Here is a 15,183-nt window from a genome sequence, read left to right as displayed (position 1 = left end):
AATATCTTATCGAACTGATTTACGTCCAAGTGCAACCGCTAAAATGATAATTAAACCTCTGATGATCATTTGCTGGCTGACATCAAGTCCCATGATAATTAGTCCGTTATTAATAACCCCTATCATTAGGGAACCGACTACTGTCCCAATAATGGTACCAGTACCGCCTGCTAATGCTGTTCCACCCAGAATTACAGCAGCAATAACTGACATTTCATCCCCTTGTCCAAAGGTATAACGACCTGCTTGCATACGGCCTGCATATAAAATTCCAGCAAAGCCTGCTGCTAATCCTGTTCCCATAAATGCATAGAGTTTAATTTTTGCAGTATTAATACCTGAGAATTTTGCTGCACTTTCATTTCCACCTGTTGCTAACGTTTGTCTACCAAATGATGTCTTGCGTAATAAAATATGTCCAATCACTACTACAATAATTGTCCATATAAAGATAATTGGAATCGGGCCAATTTCTCCGGCACCAAAGATAAAATTAAAGGTTTGATCAAGAATTGGAATCGGTGCTGTATCCGTAACCCACATAGCCGTACCACTTATGATTCCCATCGTTCCAAGCGTAACTAGAAATGATGGAATCTTAATTTTTGTAATTAAAATCCCATTGATGAATCCCACTGCCAACCCAGTTGCTAAGCCTGCTGCAAGACCTCCAATAAATCCAAATCCCGATTGAATGGCAAGTGCCGCGAAAAGTGAAGATAGAGCGGTAATTGAACCAATAGAAAGATCTATTTCAGCAGAGCTGATGACAAAAGTCATTGCCACGGCCATAATTGTGATCATGGCTGTTTGGCGGATAATGTTCATCATATTATCAGTTGAAACGAATCCATCATCATATAATGTGACAGAGAAATAAATAATTACACCAATAAAAGCAAAGTAAACAATATAATTTCGCCAATCAAACTTTTTTAGAAAACTTAGTGATACATCATTACTCATTTGATTATTGACCTTAATATCCTTGGATTGCATGCTGAAGCTCCTCCTCTGAATGAATTTCTCTTCGATTCATCTCCTTGAGATCTTTGCCTTCGTGCATTACGATAACTCTATCACTTACAGCCAGTAGCTCAGGAAGTTCTGATGAAATCACTAATATACCTTTTCCGTCATTCGCTAATTCACGAATGATTTCGATAATTTCAGTTTTAGCTCCGATATCCACACCAATTGTCGGTTCATCCAAAATTAATACATCTGGATTATTGGCTAACCATTTTGCTAATACTATTTTTTGTTGATTTCCGCCTGATAATAGTTTAGTAGTTTTGAAGATATCATCAGTTTTAATATTCAGCTTTCTTACTAGCTTCTCAGCAATATCATTTGCTTTCTTGTTATCAATTGTGAAACCCTTTTTTAATTTAGAAAGGATTGGGAGAATCATATTATCCTTAACACTATGGTCTAGAACAAGCCCCTGTACCCTTCTATCTTCAGGAATAAGTGCCATTCCATTATTTATGGCGTCTTTAGAGGATTGAATGGATTTCTTTTCCCCTTTAACAAATACTTCACCCTTGTCAATTGGGTCCATTCCGAAGATGGAACGAGCCACTTCTGATCTGCCGCTTCCCATCAAACCAGCAATCCCTAATATTTCTCCTGGATATAGTTTGAAGCTGACATCTTGAACTCTTTTACCTGATGCTAAATTTTTCACTTCCAAAACCGGTGTAACATCAGTTGTATAGGTTCTCTCAACCCATTCAAATGCTTTATCCATTTCAACACCAACAATATTTTGGACAACTGTTTCCATGCTGATGTCTTTAATATTTTCAGTCACGACATTTTTACCGTCACGCAGGATGGTTATACGATCACAAACCTCAAAAATTTCCTCCATCCTGTGAGATATATAGATGATCGAAATCCCTTTACGTTTAAGCTTTTCGATAAAAGCGAAAAGAATTTCTGTTTCATTCTTAGTTAATGAGGATGATGGTTCATCCATGATCAAGATTTTTGCTTCTTGGGAAAGTGCCTTTGCAATTTCAGTCATTTGCCAATATCCAACACCTAATTTTGCAACAACATCATTCGGATCAATATCCACTTCTAGTTCTTTCAACAATTCTTTCGTTCGCTCAATTGCTTCTTTATCATTTAAAATACCTAGTGAGTTTTTAGACTCTCTTGTTAAAAAAATATTCTGCGCTACTGTCAAAGTAGGAATTAAACTAAATTCCTGGAAAATCATTGAAATGTAATTTTTCCTAGCATCCTTCATATCGTTTATTACTACTTTATTTCCATCAATCAGAATCTCACCATCATCAGCTGTATAGACACCCGTTAGAATTTTCATTAATGTGGATTTCCCCGCACCATTTCCGCCCATCAAGGCATGCACTTCACCTTTCCTGACAGAGAAATTGACAGAGTTTAGAACATTAATTCCATTAAAGGATTTTGATATATTTTTCATTTCCAGAACTGTGTTTTCCAACGTAACTCACCTTCTTTTTATTAGGCTTTGCTTAAGCTTAACTGTTGATTTCCATTACAGGTATTTCGATTTCAAATGATCTACATACCTGTAACGAAAGTCAACAATCAACTATGTTTTTTAGCATTTTTTTATTAGAGGCAGCTAATAAATAGCAGCCTCTATTTAATGTTGTTCTTCTACTACGCCAAAACCTTCTCAAGGCTTATCCATTCGCCTTTTTCAGCAGACTCAAGGATTGCATCAGCAATTGCTTCAATACGATATCCGTCATTAAAGTTTGGTGATACTTCAGTGCCCTCAACAATAGATTTAAAGAAATCATATGTTTCAATAATCTTTGTTTCTCCATAACCAATTCCTAAGGCAGGGATTGGCCATAACCCTTCGCCGTATGGTGTGGCAGGTCCTGTGTAAACAGTTCTAAAACCTTTTGCATCTGATGGATCATCTGCAAAGCATACTTGAAGCTCATCGCGGCGCTCGTAGTTAAAGTATAAAGAGCCTTTTTCACCGTGAATTTCAAATGTTAAGAAGTTATTTCTACCCCATGCATTACGAGTAGCTTCGATACTTCCAATAGCGCCATTATCGAATTTAACCATTGTGATAAACTCATCATCTACGTCAACTGCACCTTTAGGAGCATCTTCAACACTTTTTACTGTACCTAATTTATCTGCTCCGCCTGTCTGAAGTGGTCTTTCTGGGATCCACGTTTTGGTTACAGCATTTACATCCGTAATTTCACCAACTAAATAACGGGCAAAGTCAACAACATGTGTACCGATATCTCCAAGTGCTCCAGATCCAGCTACTTTCTTTTGGAAGCGCCATGAAAGAGGTGAATTAGGATCAGCAGACCAATCTTGTAAATAAGTTCCTCTGAAGCTTAAGATTTTTCCAATTCTACCTTCTTCAATATATTTTTTTGCCAATGCAACAGCAGGTGTTCTTCTATAGTTGAATGCAACCATATGTCTAACGCCAGCTTCTGTTACAGCATCTAACATTTCCTTAGCCTGCTCTGCTCCTAATGCTAATGGTTTTTCGCAAATAACATGCTTGCCGGCTTTAGCTGCAGCAATTGCAATCTCAGCATGAGTATTATTTGGTGTCACGATATCAATGATATCGATTTCAGGATTGTTAATTACTTCTCTCCAATCTGTTGCATAGTTGTCAAAACCTAATTTTGCAGCAGCATCTTTAGCAATTTCCTCAGTAACATCAACTAATGTATGGCGGTGTGGAATGGCTGGTGCCGGCCAAAAAAACATCGGCATTCCCGCATATGCAAGTGCATGCGCCTTTCCCATAAATCCTCCGCCAATCATTCCAACGTTTAATTTTTTCATCATGTATTCCTCCTATTATCTTTTCTATTATTTAGCTGCGTTTTGAATTGTCTCAGGTGCATCAGTAGAATAAACAAGTTTCCAAGAATCTAATACATTATCTTGTGTCACACTAAGCGCGGGAACCGCTACATATGCTGGAGCTTCCTTGCCTAATAGACCATAACCTGCTAAGATTGCTTCAGAGATTCCTTGGTCAAATGGTAATTGAGCACCAAGACCTTTAATATTTCCACCGGATGCAATAGCAAGTGCTACGTTTGTGCCAAGGTCGATTGTTGTAATAACCATGTCTTCTTTCCCAGCTGTACGAACTGCTGCTAATGCTCCCTCAGCAGGCACATCCCAAACTACAAACAGTCCATCAAGATCAGGATTTTTTGTCAACAAACCTGATGTCACCTTTTCCCCATCGCTTTCACTTGCTATACCGCCACGTGCAACAATTTTGATATCTGGATACTTTTCTTGGATTGTCTTTTCAAATGCTTCTGTTCGTTGCTTCGTTACAAAGAAGTCTGCATCATGATAAACGACACCAATTTTTCCTTTTCCGTCAAGTTCCTTAGCCATGATATCCGCAGCAACAACGCCATTTCCATAGTTATCCGCAGATACAACACTAATGTAATCTTTACCAGCCTGTAATCCGCTTGGTACGTTATCCATAAATACAACTTTTACTCCTGCTTCTGCAGCTTTTTTGTATGCATTTGCAGTTGATACAGCATCAACCGGGATACTAATGATGATATCTGGATCTTTTGCTAGAACTGTTTCGATGTCAGATACTTGTTTTTCTGCTTTGAATTGAGCATCCGTTACAGCAACTACTTCAATCCCCATTCTTTCAAAAGCTGCCTTTAAGCCGTTAATTTGTGCAGTTGCCCAGTCATTACCAGCATAGTGCATAACAATGGCAGCTTTATATTTACCTTCTTTGATTTTTGCCAATTCATCTTCAGTTAATTGAAGTGTTTTTGCTGATACTGCCGTTTCCCCAGAAGGACCTTTACTTAGAATTTCCTGATCTCCATTTATTTTTTGGTTAATTGTAAGGGGTCCAGAAGTGCTTATAGATGTTTCCTGCTTCGCACTTTCATCTTTACCTGAAGTACTTGAGTTGCTGCCACATCCCATTAGTGCTGTACTGCTTAGTAATACCGACATCGCTAAGACCGCTAGTTTCTTTTTCATGGTTTCTCCCCCAAATAGTTTCTTTTATTTTTCAAATCGTGAAAGATATTTGCGACTGATAACGGCACCTTCCTTTGGATCTGGGTAGCTGTCTAGCTCAACCGTAATCCAGCCTTCATAACCAGCTTCATGTAAAATGGCAGCCATTTCTTCAAACTTTTGGTGGCCAACACCTAATGGTTGAAATTCGCCATTTCCAAAATCCTTAAAGTGGACATATTTAATGCGATCAATATATTTTCTCATTACCTCTACTGGATCTCCGCCTCCAGCTTCAATATGAGCAGTGTCCGGACATAAATTGATTTTCGTTAAAGGCATAAGCTTGTCCAGCTGATCCGGCGATTCTACACATGTTCCAAGGTGAGGGTGGTAACTTGCAATTAAGTTATTTTTCTCAGCAATTTCTACTATTCTATCTAGTGCTGAAGCTAATGCTTCAAAATCACTCTCTTCTATTCCTCCTGAACGAACTGCACCTCCACCTATGATAAGATGTTCAGCACCTAACTCTGATGCAAAAGCTGCAACTCTTTCAATTTTTGCTATTTCTTCTTCTAAAATCCCTGGATAAATGAAGTTCCCGCCAGTATACACTCCGACAAACTTTAAAGAGTTTTCGTTGATTTGTTTTAGGAATTCTTCTTTTCGATCTATATATTGCATGAGGTTTCCATCAAATAATTCAAATCCAACATAACCAGCACTTGAGATGTCCTTTAGAGCTTCTTCCGTTGATCCATTAGCAAGGTAATATGAATCTTTAATAGAAGTTACTCCAGCAGGATGGCCTACAACGCCTCCCCAAGTATTTGTTACATATCCAAATTTAACTGTCATGATCTATTCCTCCATTATTAAAAATTACTTACTTAATTAGGATGTTATTAGCAAAACGTTGTAACGCACCACCACCTTAAAAAATAAGAATGAATATAATGCATTGTTATATGAGTGTAATCGATTACATTCGTTATCAAAAAAATATTTCGTTACATTTCTATTTATTGTATAGTGTAATCGATTACATTTCATATAGGAGAGAATGAGTTTTATTGTAACAAACCCATAGTGCTCACTATTTAAACTTCCCACATGATTCTCTAATGATTAATTTATCCTCTAATATATATTGCTCTTTTTGAATCGGTTTATTATTTATCAAGCTAATCAGCAATTCAATTGCCTTTTCTCCTATCTCAAAGGTTGGTTGTGAAATAGTTGTAAGAGCTGGCTCGAATATGGAAGCGAATTTAATATCATCAAAACCAACAACAGCAATATCATTTGGTACTTTTAAACCTTTAGATTTAATTGCTTTGATAGCACCCATAGCCATTTCATCATTTGCAGCAAAGACAGCAGTAGGCGGATTTTCCAGAGCTAACAATTTTAACATTTGATTACAGCCGCTTTCTAAAGTGAAATCCCCTTCTTGTATTAAACATTGATCTAATGGCAGACTATATTGTGTCATTGCCTGTTGAAATCCCTTTAAACGGTCCCGTCCTAACACAACATGTAAAGGTCCGGTTATTGTTGCAATTCGTTCGTGCTGCAATTGGATTAGATGCTCTGTAATCTTTCTTGCACTGCTGATATTATCGATTGAAACAGTTGGGATTGCTGCACCTTCTATATATTCACATGCTAATACAACAGGATATTCTTTAGTTAATTGCTCTAGAGATTTGCGGTCACTTCTTGCTGTTAACAAAATCATTCCGTCAGCTTTTTTTTGACGTAAAATATCCAGAAAAGCAATTTCATGTTCAGGCTTATTAATCGTATCACCTAGAAGGACTTGGTAACCATTTTCATCGGCAACTACCTCTATTCCCCGCAGCACTTTTGAGAAGAATGGATTTGAAATATCCGGGACAACCACAAGGATGGTTTTTGTTTCTAGTGTTCTAAGTTGTCTAGCCAGTATATTCGGTTGATAATTTAGTTGCTTTATAGCTGCTAACACTTTTTCAGATGTTTCCTTTTTAACCTTACCAGTGTTACTTAGTACTCTGGATACTGTTGCAGTGGAAACATTAGCCAATTTCGCAACATCTGCTATTCTAACCATTTCATTTTTCCTTTCGGTTTCTTCTCTATGTTTGTAGTGTAATCGATTACATTTGTAATTTCAAGTTTTTTTTAGAAAAAATTTTTTATGAAATTTGAATTGCATCGATTTCAATAAAATCACCATTTTAACCTGTTTTATAAGGTTTTCTATAGAGCCTATACTGTATCGGAATGTAATCATGTTATCTCTTTTTCTGTATGTGAGAAGAGAAATGATAGAATATTACAATTTTTGTCGTATACATTGTTTTTAGTAAGTGTAGGACAAATTATAAACTTTTAACAAGATGTATGCTTTACTTTTATCAAACCCCGCAAAACCCATTCGCGAAAAGTCGGATGGATTCGGATTCATCCTGCTATTCTATGAAGGAAGGAGGTCATAAGATGGATTCTCTTAAAAGCTTGAACCAAGCGTTAAACTATATAGAAGAAAATCTTACGGCTGAGATTGATTTAAAGGAGGCTGCAAGGATTGCGCTTTGTTCTGAATATCAATTTAAACGGATGTTTTCCTTTCTTGCGGGGATCCCGCTTGCAGAATACATTCGCCGCAGACGTCTTACGCTTGCAGCCTTTGATCTTCGTGACAGCTCCGTAAAAGTGATTGATCTTGCGGTGAAATACGGGTATAGCTCGGCAGATTCCTTTACCCGTGCGTTTCACAGCCTGCACGGTCTTACCCCGTCGGAGGCAAGAAGCAGCGGACATTCTCTGAAGGCTTTTCCGAAAATGACCTTTCAATTAACGATTCAAGGGGGAAATGAAATGAACTATCGTATTGTGGAAAAAGAAGCGTTCCGCATTTTAGGCTTGATGAAGCGGGTACCGATTATTTTTAACGGGGTAAATCCGGAAATCTCGTCCATGTGGCAAAGTCTTGATATGGAAAAAATCACCTTGTTAAAGAGCCTTTCAAATGTCGAACCAATCGGATTGCTTAGTGCATCCACCAATTTTTCGGAGGGTCGGATGGAGGAAAAAGGCGAGCTTGATCATTACATTGGGGTGGCGACAACGAAGGAGTGCCCGGAACATATGGCACAGCTTGAGGTTCCCGCTTCCACATGGGCGGTTTTCGAAGCTGTCGGGCCGTTTCCTGATACACTGCAGAATATTTGGGGGCGCATTTATTCCGAGTGGCTTCCTGCTGCTAATTACCAGCTAGTGGAAGGACCAGAAATTCTTTGGAATGAACATAAGTACGTTACGTCACCTACTTTTAGGAGTGAAATTTGGATTCCCGTTTCGAAAAAGTAATGCCAGACAGCAAAAAACAAGCAGTATCCGCTGCTTGTTTTTAATTTGCCTGCTATTCTAAGTAAATTTTCCTTCCCTTTACCTTAGGAACAATAATTTCCAGCAATCCATCTTTATATGAAGCTTTTACCGTTTTTTCATTAATCGGCTGCGGCAATGAAATGGTTCTGCTTGATCGCTGCATCGAATGCTGCCTTCTAACCACAACTCGGTTTTCATCTTCTTCCGTTAAGGACTCGGATGATTGAACGGTGATTGTTACGTAATGATCAATAATATCAATGTCAATTTGTTCCCGTTTGATTCCCGGAAGCTCTGAAGTTATGCGATAATCTTGTTCTGTTTCCACGACGTCCACATTGATAGAAGGTGTAAATGTGAAAGACTTTTGAAACAGTTCATCGATCTGCTGCAAAAATCCCTTTACAGGCTTCTCATTTAAAAATTGATTAATCGGCCTCATTAACTCTCCAAAATGATCATTACCCTCATTTTTCTTACGCTCAAACATCTGGTCATCCCCTCCCAGGCAAGAAACTATCCTCCATATCCTATGCAGGCATCCAAAAGATGTGAAAAAACAAGCCCGTTACTGCTCTAAAGCGTTGGGGGACAGACCCCCACCTCGGTAGCACAGTAACGCATTGGGGGACTGTCCCCCAGCGTATTACTGTGCTAAAGGGCTTTACTTTATACCCCATATGGTATATTATTAGGTTCATATTATTATAATTTTATAGAGAGGGATGGAGAAGGTTGAAGGTTACGGATATTGCTCGTGATGAGCTGACTGCTTTGTTGGCTTCGCAGAATAAATCTGGAGTTCGCTTGTATTTTTCAGGCTATGGCTGAGGGGGCCCGGAGATTGGTGTGTCTCTGGATGAGCCACAGGAAGATGATCAAGTAGAAGTAATCAATGGTGTACAAATAGCTATTGAACGGGACATTATGGAATTCACGAATAGTCTTGCTTTAGATTACAATGAATATCGCGGCTTTGTTTTAGTAGGTATGCAAAGCTGTTAAAAAATAACTCAGGCACCTTGACGGATGCCTGTTTTTTATTCCCGTCCTAACCCAAATCTATAAACCTTCTTTATGGAAAATTGCATTTACTCGAAAATTCACTGTTGACAGTCTATCTTTTTCCTGCAATAATAAACTCAATTAAATACTGGTACCTTTAATTCAGTCCAGAGAGGCTGACAAGGACAACGGACATTTATCATAGGCGGGGTATGCTCTATTTTGCTATACCTATCTGTCTATGGATAAGTAGAAGAGGTTTATTGTCGTATCTGGCAATAAACCTTTTTTTATTGCCAAAAACGTCGGTACCAGTTCCAAAAATACTTTATTGGAGGAATTGGAAATGGAAAACAAAGATTTAGAATTCTCATTATCACCTGTACCACAAAAACATCGAAGCGGATTTTGGAAAATTCTCGCGGTCATGCTTGGATTAACGTTCTTCTCCGCAAGCATGTGGGCTGGTGGAACACTCGGCAACGGTCTAAGCTTTAAAACATTTATTCTAGTCATTCTGGCTGGGAATCTATTACTTGGCATTTATACCGGTGCCCTTGCCCATATCGCGGCAAAAACAGGATTATCCACACATCTTTTAACAAAATATGCTTTTGGCGTAAAAGGTTCCTATCTATCCTCTTTTCTACTGGCGACCACTCAGGTTGGATGGTTTGGTGTTGGTGTGGCAATGTTTGCCGTACCTGTATATAAAGCAACTGGTATTAATTTATATCTTCTTATCGTACTTTCAGGAATGTTAATGACTCTAACAGCCATTTATGGAATGAAAGCTCTAGCTATACTTGGAATGGTGGCCGTACCTGCAATTGCCATCCTTGGAGGCTACTCTGTTTCTGAAGCAACGGAAACAATCGGTGGTATGGAAGGCTTAATGGCTTATCAGCCGGTTCAAGGCCTTGGAATTGCCGCAGCCTTAACGATTTGTATCGGCTCCTTCGTTAGCGCCGGGACTTTGACACCTGACTTTACCCGCTTTGCCAAAACACCTAAGTCAGCTGTAACCGCAACAGGGATTGCTTTCTTCCTAGGAAACTCATTAATGTTCTTGTTCGGTGCAATCGGAGCAATGACTTATGGCAAATCAGATATCTCAGATGTCATGTTTTTACAAGGACTAATTTTACCAGCGATTATCGTACTTGGCCTTAATATTTGGACAACGAATGAAAATGCATTATACGCATCAAGCTTAGGCTATACAACCATCACAAAATGGGGCAGAAATAAATTTGTCGTGTTCAATGGTATTCTTGGAACGATCGCAGCGATGTGGCTGTACAACAACTTTACTGGATTCTTAACTGTACTAGGTTCAGCGCTTCCTTCTATCGGAGCCATTATTATCGCTGATTACTTCTTCCTAAGCCGTGAGAAATATAAGCGTAAATTTGAAAAAATGACGTTTAAATCAGTGAACTGGATGGCCATTCTAGCATGGGCTGGCGGAGTAGCCGCTGCAGAGCTAGTACCAGGCATCGCGCCAATTAATGGACTTGTCGGATCGATCATCCTATATGTAGTTCTTATGAAAAGTGCGCCTTTATTCGCACCTAAGACTGTACGTAAATTGAATGAAAAGGTGAGCTAATAGATGATTATTAAAAATGCAACGCTTAGAGGAAAAACTGGATTATGGAATATTGTGATTGAGGACGGAAAATTCACGCAGATTACACAGGCTGAGATCGAAACGACAGACCGTGAAATCATTGATGCGGCGGGCTCACTCGTCCTCCCACCTTTTATTGACCCGCATATTCACCTGGATACGACCCTGACAGCAGGTGAACCTGATTGGAATCATAGCGGCACTCTTTTTGAAGGGATCCAAAGATGGTCCGAGCGTAAGGAAACACTGACATTTGAAGATGTAAAAACAAGAGCCAAAACAGCCTTGAAATGGCAGATTGCACAGGGAATTCAGCATGTTCGTACACATGTAGATGTGACAGACCCAACGCTTATCGCTTTAAAAGCAATGCTTGAGGTAAAAGAAGAAATGTCACCATATGTGGACCTTCAGCTGGTGGCTTTCCCGCAGGAAGGCATTCTTTCTTATCCGAACGGCGCGGAGCTAATGGAAGAGTCTTTAAAAATGGGTGCAGATGCTGTCGGCGGTATCCCCCACTTTGAATTCACTAGAGAATACGGCGTGGATTCGATGAAAATTGCCTTTGACCTGGCAGAAAAATATGATCGTTTAGTGGATATCCACTGTGACGAAATTGATGATGAGCAATCCCGCTTTGTCGAGGTGGTAGCAAAGGAAGCATACGAACGCGGACTTGGTGCACGTACAACTGCAAGCCATACAACTGCGATGGGATCCTACAATGATGCGTACACGTATAAATTATTCCGTTTATTAAAAATGTCGGATATCAACTTTGTTTCAAATCCGCTTGTAAATATTCATCTTCAAGGCCGATTTGATACGTATCCGAAACGCAGAGGCTTAACACGAGTAAAAGAGCTGCTCGAGGCAGGATTAAATGTATGCTTTGGTCATGATGATATTTTTGATCCATGGTATCCGCTTGGAACAGGCAATATGCTACAGGTACTGCATATGGGCATTCATGCCTCCCAATTGATGGGCTACGAGCAGATTGTTGACTCAATTGACCTTATCACTGCTAATAGTGCTAGAACATTAAATATCGAAGATCGCTACGGAATTGAAGAAGGCAAACCAGCCAACCTCATTATATTGTCTGCCGAAAACGAATACGAAGTGATCCGCAAACAAGCAACGGTTACCTGCTCGATTCGAAACGGTAGTGTGATCGCCCAAACCAAGCCAGCTAAAACCAGCATCAAACTTGGACAAACGGAAGAAAGAATCAACTTTAACAAATAATATACTTAAACAAGGGGGATTGACTTTCGCGCATTAACGCACCGGGGGTCAGTCCCCCGCTTTGTTAATGCGTTAAAGTATTTTCTCTTTACATCCAGCCAACACTAAATGGTGGCAAAAGAACCGAACCAATGCTTCAAAAAAGGAAGGATTTGCTTTGATTATTATGGTAGAATAGCTAGGATTGTGATTTTTTTGATGGGAGGAGCTTGTGGTTTGTTAGAATCCCTTTTATTGAATTTTTTATTTTTACTTTTGCCGGTTTTGACATACCTTGTCTTTTTTGAAAATCGGACGCATGTGTTAAGTAATCTGGTTATTGTGATTCTTGCAGCGGTTTCGATGATATTATGTATGTCATTTCCTATTCACTTGGAGAGCGGGTTTATTTTTGACTTACGTTCAATCCCTTTAATTCTCGTTGCACTATACGGTGGATATAAATATGGCTTTATTCTTTATCTTATTCTTATCACCTACCGTTGTTTGATTATTGGCGGCGATGGTGCAATTCAGGCATTTCTATATAATACGGTTATATTTCCATTCATCCAAATATGGAGCAGAAGGTTTCAGCGATTAGAAAAAAATCACAGAATTTCCTTAGCGGTTTCAGTTTCTTTTTTTACCATCCTTTTTTATCTTATTACATTAGCTTTTCAAGTACCGTTAAATCAAGAATTCTGGATTTTGGCTATCAATTCCCTATCAACCTATATTGTGATGACCTTTATTCTGACTTTCTTAATCGAGAAAATCATTGCCAATATGAAAGCACGAGAAGCTTTTGTCCATTCGGAACGGTTACATTTGATCAGTGAGCTATCAGCAAGTGTGGCCCATGAGATTCGAAATCCGCTTACGGTGACAAATGGTTTCCTGCAGCTATTAAACGAATCAAAGGATATACCAAGAAAGGAAAAAGGCTATATTGAATATTCCTTACTAGAGCTGCAGCGAGCTGAGCAAATCGTCAATGATTTTCTAGCCTACTCCAGACCGCAAAGTGAAAACATGGTTTATTCCGATTTTAAAGAAGAGGTTGAGTATACGAAGAACATTCTTCAGCCTTATGCCCATATGCACCAGGTGGAAATTCATCTTTCCTTTCAGAACACGTTAAAAAGAAAGTACGATAAGAATCAAATTCAACAATGTTTAATCAACTTATGTAAAAATGGAATTGAATCAATGAAGGATACAGGTGGAATTCTATCGATTCACGTGTTTGAACGGAAAAATCAAATTATCATCTCGATAAAAGACACAGGAATCGGCATGACAGAAGAACAGATTGCTCGTTTAGGCAAACCCTTTTATTCTACGAAAAATCACGGGACAGGCCTCGGAATGCTGATGGTGTACAGTACCATCCATAAGGTAAAAGGAACGATTAAAGTGGATAGCGAGAAAGGCAATGGTACGACGTTTACGATTACGATTCCAGTATAAATTTCTTTTTTTAAAAAGGCTCCTGCCTCATGTGCAAAGGAGCCCTTTTTGCTATATCCGTGCATTTTTTAAAATAGAAATAAGCTGATCACGATTCGGGTAATCTGATTCGGCAAACTGCTGAATCGTTTGGTTCACATCGTATGCCACCCTCACAATCGAGGTTTGGCAGCTGCCCTCGTGTAGATCCAATAGCGCATATGAGGCCTTATCATTTCCATCAAAAGGAAGCCCGACACTGCCTATATTAATAATGCATTTTCCATTCAAAAATCGTATATACGGTCGATGGATATGTGCATAAATATAAATATCAGCCGATTGAACCATCATTTTCCTTTCTAGTGTTTCTTCACTTTCATGAGGAAGCACAATATCAAAAAGACTGCTAGGTGTCGCATGATAGGCATGAATCGTTACACCCTCCTCCTCCAGCTTTAATTCTGTAGGCAGACCCTTAAGGTAACTAATGGCTTCATCATCCAACTGGGAACAAATCCAATCCCGTTCCTTATTCATCATTCCAAGCACATGATCGGCGACCTCTCCCTTATTCACTCCGCGGATCACCCATTCATCCGCATTCCCCTTGATCACATCTGTATGTAACGAGCGAACAAGATCCAGTGAACGCTGCGACTCAGGTCCGCGATAACAAATGTCTCCAAGAACACAAATTTTATCAACAGAACGTCCATTGATATCCTCTAGCACTGCATCAAGTGCATTGGCATTTCCGTGGATATCCGAAATAAAAGCAATCTTCATTTAGTCCCCTCCTTTTTTAAAATTAGTTTTATTTTATCTGAACATTGCAGCATGTACAAAGTTTACGTCCCAAACGTTGCATCAGTAGTTGATGTTCTACTTTTAAAATCAGCAAGATGTTTAATAGCGAGTTTAAAAAAATAGAAAAATGGACTGCCGCTTTTTAGTACTTGTCCATACCTTCTGTTACTAGAAAGCATAATTTAATTGTAGAAGATTGAAAGGAGGAAAATGAATGGAAGAAAAAAAACATCACCACATTCGTTTCGATAAAGGCAATCTTACCGGAATGTTTGATGATGATGGAAACCTCATTATTAAGGTTGATAAAGTGATTATTTTCGCAGATGATGTGGTCATTATTAAAAAGGATGATGATAAACATCATGGCCATGATCATAAACATTATGATCATGTTGGCGAGGATCGCCAAAGCAAAAGAAAACCGTTCTGGTTTGATTAACAAAATAAGATGGAAGGATAAGAGATTGAATCTATTATTATAGATTCCAAGAATGATTGATAAAGAATCTATAACAATGAAGAAAGAGACCTAATCAAGGGATTAGGTCTCTATTATTAATTGTATGTAATTTAAGAAACTGGCTCCGCAGGTAGGACTCGAACCTACGACCGATCGGTTAACAGCCGATAGCTCTACCACTGAGCTACTGCGGAAT

The 15,183-nt window shown here is 38.9% G+C and carries 14 protein-coding genes and 1 tRNA gene; 6 read left to right on the top strand and 9 right to left on the bottom strand.

Annotation, left to right across the window (positions count from 1 at the left end):
• Positions 1-6 precede the first annotated feature (6 nt).
• The 6 genes from ACHUFV_RS24210 to ACHUFV_RS24185 all read right to left on the bottom strand — a co-directional run bounded on the left by ACHUFV_RS24210 (position 7) and on the right by ACHUFV_RS24185 (position 7,111).
• Positions 7-999: an ABC transporter permease gene (locus ACHUFV_RS24210; RefSeq protein WP_394238704.1), complete on the bottom strand. Its 993-nt coding sequence runs from the start codon at positions 997-999 to the stop codon at positions 7-9.
• A complete protein-coding gene (locus ACHUFV_RS24205) occupies positions 980-2,479 on the bottom strand; it encodes a sugar ABC transporter ATP-binding protein (protein WP_394238702.1) in 1,500 nt (499 codons plus the stop codon). The genes ACHUFV_RS24210 and ACHUFV_RS24205 overlap by 20 nt, the downstream gene beginning before the upstream one ends.
• A 182-nt stretch (positions 2,480-2,661) precedes the next feature.
• Positions 2,662-3,837: a levoglucosan dehydrogenase gene (locus tag ACHUFV_RS24200; protein ID WP_394238700.1), complete on the bottom strand. Its 1,176-nt coding sequence runs from the start codon at positions 3,835-3,837 to the stop codon at positions 2,662-2,664.
• 27 nt (positions 3,838-3,864) lie between these two features.
• A complete protein-coding gene (locus ACHUFV_RS24195; protein WP_394238698.1) occupies positions 3,865-5,034 on the bottom strand; it encodes a substrate-binding domain-containing protein in 1,170 nt (389 codons plus the stop codon).
• 24 nt (positions 5,035-5,058) lie between these two features.
• Positions 5,059-5,874 carry a sugar phosphate isomerase/epimerase family protein gene (locus ACHUFV_RS24190; protein ID WP_394238696.1) on the bottom strand — a complete coding sequence of 272 codons (816 nt, stop codon included), beginning with the start codon at positions 5,872-5,874 and terminating at the stop codon, positions 5,059-5,061.
• Positions 5,875-6,112: 238 nt separating this feature from the next.
• Positions 6,113-7,111 carry a LacI family DNA-binding transcriptional regulator gene (locus tag ACHUFV_RS24185; protein ID WP_394238695.1) on the bottom strand — a complete coding sequence of 333 codons (999 nt, stop codon included), beginning with the start codon at positions 7,109-7,111 and terminating at the stop codon, positions 6,113-6,115.
• A 389-nt stretch (positions 7,112-7,500) separates the two neighbouring features.
• Between ACHUFV_RS24185 and ACHUFV_RS24180 the strand changes: the two genes are divergently transcribed.
• The gene (locus ACHUFV_RS24180) at positions 7,501-8,373 is read left to right on the top strand and encodes an AraC family transcriptional regulator (RefSeq protein ID WP_394238693.1); all 873 of its coding nucleotides are present in this window, start codon (positions 7,501-7,503) and stop codon (positions 8,371-8,373) included.
• 52 nt (positions 8,374-8,425) lie between these two features.
• Here the strand turns inward: ACHUFV_RS24180 and ACHUFV_RS24175 are convergent, their stop codons facing one another.
• Complete coding sequence (locus ACHUFV_RS24175) at positions 8,426-8,884, bottom strand: Hsp20/alpha crystallin family protein (protein ID WP_394238691.1); 459 nt, start codon at positions 8,882-8,884, stop codon at positions 8,426-8,428.
• 359 nt (positions 8,885-9,243) lie between these two features.
• Here ACHUFV_RS24175 and ACHUFV_RS24170 point away from each other — a divergent pair, with 359 nt between their 5' ends.
• From ACHUFV_RS24170 to ACHUFV_RS24155, 4 genes are all read left to right on the top strand, one after another.
• Complete coding sequence (locus ACHUFV_RS24170; RefSeq protein WP_394238689.1) at positions 9,244-9,399, top strand: hypothetical protein; 156 nt, start codon at positions 9,244-9,246, stop codon at positions 9,397-9,399.
• Positions 9,400-9,745: 346 nt separating this feature from the next.
• Positions 9,746-11,011: a cytosine permease gene (gene codB / locus ACHUFV_RS24165; RefSeq protein WP_394238687.1), complete on the top strand. Its 1,266-nt coding sequence runs from the start codon at positions 9,746-9,748 to the stop codon at positions 11,009-11,011.
• Between the two features lie 3 nt (positions 11,012-11,014).
• Positions 11,015-12,283 (top strand): cytosine deaminase, encoded by a 1,269-nt coding sequence (locus tag ACHUFV_RS24160; protein ID WP_394238685.1) that lies wholly within the window; start codon positions 11,015-11,017, stop codon positions 12,281-12,283.
• 234 nt (positions 12,284-12,517) lie between these two features.
• Positions 12,518-13,735 carry an ATP-binding protein gene (locus ACHUFV_RS24155; RefSeq protein ID WP_394238684.1) on the top strand — a complete coding sequence of 406 codons (1,218 nt, stop codon included), beginning with the start codon at positions 12,518-12,520 and terminating at the stop codon, positions 13,733-13,735.
• A 51-nt stretch (positions 13,736-13,786) separates the two neighbouring features.
• Here ACHUFV_RS24155 and ACHUFV_RS24150 read toward each other — a convergent pair whose 3' ends face one another.
• Entirely contained in the window at positions 13,787-14,503 is a 717-nt protein-coding gene (locus ACHUFV_RS24150; protein WP_394238683.1) for a metallophosphoesterase family protein, read from the bottom strand.
• Between the two features lie 235 nt (positions 14,504-14,738).
• Between ACHUFV_RS24150 and ACHUFV_RS24145 the strand changes: the two genes are divergently transcribed.
• Positions 14,739-14,966 (top strand): hypothetical protein, encoded by a 228-nt coding sequence (locus ACHUFV_RS24145; RefSeq protein WP_394238681.1) that lies wholly within the window; start codon positions 14,739-14,741, stop codon positions 14,964-14,966.
• 140 nt (positions 14,967-15,106) lie between these two features.
• Here the strand turns inward: ACHUFV_RS24145 and ACHUFV_RS24140 are convergent.
• Positions 15,107-15,181: transfer RNA gene (locus ACHUFV_RS24140), tRNA-Asn, on the bottom strand.
• Positions 15,182-15,183: the final 2 nt, after the last annotated feature.

The organism is Niallia oryzisoli (assembly GCF_043641075.1).
In the GTDB taxonomy this organism is placed as follows: Bacteria; Bacillota; Bacilli; order Bacillales; family Cytobacillaceae; genus Bacillus_BD; species Bacillus_BD oryzisoli_A.
Note: the sequence above shows the minus strand (reverse complement) of the source record. Positions and strands in the feature narration are given on the sequence as shown.

Coding starts and splice junctions, on each gene's coding strand:
- ACHUFV_RS24210 (WP_394238704.1), bottom strand. CDS start 999: ATGCAATCCAAGGATATTAAGGTCAATAATCAAATGAGTAATGATGTA.
- ACHUFV_RS24200 (WP_394238700.1), bottom strand. CDS start 3,837: ATGAAAAAATTAAACGTTGGAATGATTGGCGGAGGATTTATGGGAAAG.
- ACHUFV_RS24195 (WP_394238698.1), bottom strand. CDS start 5,034: ATGAAAAAGAAACTAGCGGTCTTAGCGATGTCGGTATTACTAAGCAGT.
- ACHUFV_RS24190 (WP_394238696.1), bottom strand. CDS start 5,874: ATGACAGTTAAATTTGGATATGTAACAAATACTTGGGGAGGCGTTGTA.
- ACHUFV_RS24185 (WP_394238695.1), bottom strand. CDS start 7,111: ATGGTTAGAATAGCAGATGTTGCGAAATTGGCTAATGTTTCCACTGCA.
- ACHUFV_RS24180 (WP_394238693.1), top strand. CDS start 7,501: ATGGATTCTCTTAAAAGCTTGAACCAAGCGTTAAACTATATAGAAGAA.
- ACHUFV_RS24175 (WP_394238691.1), bottom strand. CDS start 8,884: ATGTTTGAGCGTAAGAAAAATGAGGGTAATGATCATTTTGGAGAGTTA.
- codB (WP_394238687.1), top strand. CDS start 9,746: ATGGAAAACAAAGATTTAGAATTCTCATTATCACCTGTACCACAAAAA.
- ACHUFV_RS24160 (WP_394238685.1), top strand. CDS start 11,015: ATGATTATTAAAAATGCAACGCTTAGAGGAAAAACTGGATTATGGAAT.
- ACHUFV_RS24150 (WP_394238683.1), bottom strand. CDS start 14,503: ATGAAGATTGCTTTTATTTCGGATATCCACGGAAATGCCAATGCACTT.
- ACHUFV_RS24145 (WP_394238681.1), top strand. CDS start 14,739: ATGGAAGAAAAAAAACATCACCACATTCGTTTCGATAAAGGCAATCTT.